The organism is Sphingomonas bacterium, from assembly GCF_903643065.1.
Taxonomy (GTDB): Bacteria; Pseudomonadota; Alphaproteobacteria; order Sphingomonadales; family Sphingomonadaceae; genus Sphingomonas.
Window position 1 is genome coordinate 1 of sequence record NZ_CAHJWX010000325.1, and the last position, 3,500, is coordinate 3,500.

General features: G+C 72.2%; 5 protein-coding genes. 3 read left to right on the top strand and 2 right to left on the bottom strand.

Annotated elements, in window-relative coordinates:
• A partial coding sequence (locus tag HUU95_RS11315) for an anthranilate synthase component I family protein (protein ID WP_174280206.1) occupies positions 1-893 on the top strand: 893 nt, incomplete at its 5' end.
• Positions 894-1,032: 139 nt separating this feature from the next.
• Here HUU95_RS11315 and HUU95_RS11320 read toward each other — a convergent pair.
• Both HUU95_RS11320 and HUU95_RS11325 read right to left on the bottom strand, forming a co-directional pair.
• The gene (locus tag HUU95_RS11320) at positions 1,033-1,443 is read right to left on the bottom strand and encodes a hypothetical protein (protein ID WP_174280207.1); all 411 of its coding nucleotides are present in this window, start codon (positions 1,441-1,443) and stop codon (positions 1,033-1,035) included.
• A gap of 11 nt (positions 1,444-1,454) precedes the next feature.
• Positions 1,455-1,979, bottom strand: a complete 525-nt coding sequence (locus HUU95_RS11325; protein WP_174280208.1) for a hypothetical protein — start codon at positions 1,977-1,979, stop codon at positions 1,455-1,457.
• A gap of 68 nt (positions 1,980-2,047) precedes the next feature.
• On the opposite strand from HUU95_RS11325, the gene HUU95_RS11330 reads away from it, so the two are divergent.
• Together HUU95_RS11330 and trpD are read left to right on the top strand one after the other, a co-directional pair.
• Positions 2,048-2,632, top strand: coding sequence for an anthranilate synthase component II (locus tag HUU95_RS11330; RefSeq protein WP_174280209.1), 585 nt, complete (start codon positions 2,048-2,050; stop codon positions 2,630-2,632).
• Between the two features lie 25 nt (positions 2,633-2,657).
• Positions 2,658-3,500 (top strand): anthranilate phosphoribosyltransferase (trpD, locus tag HUU95_RS11335; RefSeq protein ID WP_174280210.1); only part of this gene is annotated, 843 nt, incomplete at its 3' end.

Below are 3,500 nucleotides of genomic sequence, written 5' to 3' on the forward strand. Positions count from 1 at the left end.
CGCCACTGCCCCCGCCCGTGCGCGCCGAGGTCGCCGCGCCCGCCTACACGCCCGCGGTGCCGCCCGCGCGCTATGAGGCGATGGTCGCCCGCGCGCAGGACTATATCGCCGCCGGCGACATCTTTCAGGTCGTCGTCGCGCAACGCTTCTCCGCGCCCTTCGCGCTGCCGCCGTTCGAGCTGTACCGCTCGCTCCGGCGCATCAACCCCTCGCCCTTCCTCTACCATCTCGATCTGCCCGGCTTCGCGCTGATCGGCTCCAGCCCGGAAATCCTCGTCCGCGTCCGCGATGGCGAGATCACCGTCCGCCCGATCGCCGGCACGCGTCCGCGTGGGCGCACCTCGTCCGAGGACGAGCTGCACGCGCGCGAGCTCTTGGCCGATCCCAAGGAGCGCGCCGAGCATCTGATGCTGCTCGATCTCGGCCGCAACGACGCCGGCCGCGCGGGCGCGCCGGGCAGCGTGCGCGTGACCGACAGCTACACGATCGAGCGCTACAGCCACGTCATGCACATCGTCTCCAACGTCACGGCGACGCTGGCGCCCGGCAAGGACGCGCTCGACGCGCTGTTTGCGGGCTTCCCCGCCGGCACCGTCTCCGGCGCGCCCAAGGTCCGCGCCTGCGAGATCATCGCCGAGCTGGAGCCCGAGCGGCGCGGCGCCTATGCCGGCGGCGTCGGCTATTTCTCGCCGGACGGCTCGATGGATTCGTGCATCGTGCTCAGGACGGCGGTGGTGAAGGACGGCATCATCCACGTCCAGGCCGGCGCCGGCATCGTCGCCGACAGCGTGCCGGCGGCCGAGCAGCGCGAATGCGAGGCCAAGGCCGGCGCCATGCTCGCCGCCGCCCGCGACGCGATCGCGCGCGCGGGCGAGGCGGACTGGGGTCAATGACCGCTCCCCTCTCCCCTTGCGGTAGAGGGCGGGAGGTCCGCAGGGCCGGAAGGGTGAGGAATGTGAGCCGCAGACTCGCGCGAACGCCACCCCCTCATCCCGCACTACCCGCCACCTTCTCCCGCAGCGGGAGAAAGCTTCAATCCGGCTCCGCCCCGCTCGAATCCGCCCGCGCCCGCGCGCGCTTGTCCGCCGAGAATGCCCGCGCGGTCGCGAGCGCGCAGCCCGACTGGCCACCCGTGCCCACCGCCGAGCAGGTGTCCGGCAACCCCGCCGCGACGCGCCCCGCCTGATCCGCCACGGCGGTGCGGTTGACCCAGCTCTGGTTGGGCGCCGCCTGCGCCGCGCCTTCGTCGCGCAGGCCGGACGGGATGCGGTACGGCTCGTCCAGCGTCCGGCACACCACCACCTCGTCCGCCGAGGTCGCGACCGGGCAGCGCTCGCCCTGGCGAAGCTCGACCGAGCGGTAACGTTTGGGGGTCGACCCCGTCTGCGCGGCGGCGAGGCCGGGCATCAGGATCAGCGCGGTGGCGATGGCGACACGAAGCATGACAAATTCCTTCAGCCAGAAACAACGCGCCCGTCCTCGCTTCGGTCCCCTGAACGCGGCAGGAACGGGATCACCGCGCGATAGTTTGCCGGGCTCCCCGATCCACGCCACGCCGGCTGGCCCCGCGTGAGCCGGTACCAGTCCTCGACGATCGCCGCCTGTTGCTCGATGCCATAGCGCGCGAACGGCCGCGCCGGATCGAGCGCGCCATAGCGATAACGCCGCTCCCAGAGCCCGCGCGGGATCACCCACTGGCCCTGCTGATGCTGCCAGACATGGACCAGCTCGTGGATCAGCCATGCCATGCCGGCCCAATCGCCAGAGAAATCGGGCCGCCAGTCTTCGCGCCGGAAATGCACCGCGCCGAGCGGCGTCACCGCGGTCCGGCGCGGCTGGAACGGCGTGAACCCGCGCGCATGGATCCGCACTCGTGCCCAATCGATCGCGTCGCCGAATACCGCGCGTGCCGCCACCAGCTCGTCGGGGGTAAGCGGTCGCCATTGCCCGCGCAGCCATGCCCAGATACCCTTTGTCACTTGCTCCCTGCTCCCTGCTCCCTCGTCCGGAGGTGACGAACCGCGAGCGACCGCCTAAAGCCGCCTCCATGATCCTCGTCATCGACAATTACGACAGCTTCACCTGGAATCTCGTCCACTATCTCCAGGAGCTGGGCGCGGCGGTCGAGGTGGTGCGCAACGACGCGATCTCGGCGGGGCAGGCGCTGTCGTCGGGCGCGGACGCGTTCCTGATCTCGCCCGGCCCCAAGACCCCCGACGATGCCGGCGTGACGCTCGACCTCGTCGCCGCTTGCGTTGAGGCGCGCCGGCCGCTGCTGGGCGTGTGCCTGGGGCATCAGGCGATCGGCCAGCATTTCGGCGGCCGCGTCGAGCGCGGTGGCCTGATGCATGGCAAGACCAGCCCGGTCCTCCACGACGGCACCGGCCTGTTCGAGGGTCTCCCCTCGCCGTTCACGGCGACGCGCTACCATTCGCTGATCGTCAACGCCGTGCCCGCCACGCTCGTCGTCAACGCGCGCGCGGAGGACGGCACCGTCATGGGCTTCCGCCACCGCGACCTGCCCATCCACGGCGTCCAGTTCCATCCCGAAAGCATCGCCACCGAACACGGCCACGCGCTCCTCGCCAATTTCCTGCGCCTCGCCGGCGTGCAGGCGGAGGCGATGGTGTGAGCGCCGCGCCGCTACCCCTTCCGCGATGACCACCTTCGCCATCCTCCCCGACGCGCTGACCCCGCTCAGCCACGAAAGCGCGGGCCAGGCCTTTGCCACGATCCTCGACGGCCATGCGCCGGATCAGGCGGTCGCCGCCTTTCTGCTCGCGCTCGCCGATCGCGGCGAGACCTCGATCGAGATCGCCGCGGCCGCGCGGGCGTTGCGTGAGCGACTGCTCCCCATCGCCGCGCCGCCGGGCGCGATCGACGTGTGCGGCACGGGCGGCGACCGCCACCACACGCTCAACGTCTCCACCGCCGTCGCACTCGTCGTCGCCGCCTGCGGCGTGCCCGTCGCCAAGCACGGCAACCGCGCCGCCTCGTCCAGGGCGGGCGCCGCCGACACGCTGGAGGCGCTGGGGCTCGACATGGATCGGGCGGGCGCGCTCGCGGAAGAGACGCTGGCGGAACTCGGCATCTGTTTCCTGTTCGCGGCCAATCACCAGCCCGCAATGCGCCGCATCCAGCCGATCCGCCAGCGGCTGGGCCGGCGCACGATCTTCAACCTCATCGGACCCCTCGCCAACCCCGCCCGCGTCACCCGCCAACTGATCGGCGTCGCCCGACCCGACGATGCCCCCGTCTACGCCGCCGCGCTGGAGGAACTCGGGAGTGAGGCCGCACTCGTCGTCGCGGGCGAGGAGGGGCTGGACGAGCTGTCCGGCGCCGGCCCGAGCGTCGTCGTGGCGGTCGGCGCCGCTGACCTGCCCGAACGCGTCGCGCCGGAGGACGCCGGCCTGCCGCGCCACCCGCTCAGTGCCGTTCGCGGCGGTGATCCGGCGCACAATGCGCTGGCGCTGCGCCGGCTGCTGGCGGGCGAGCGGGGC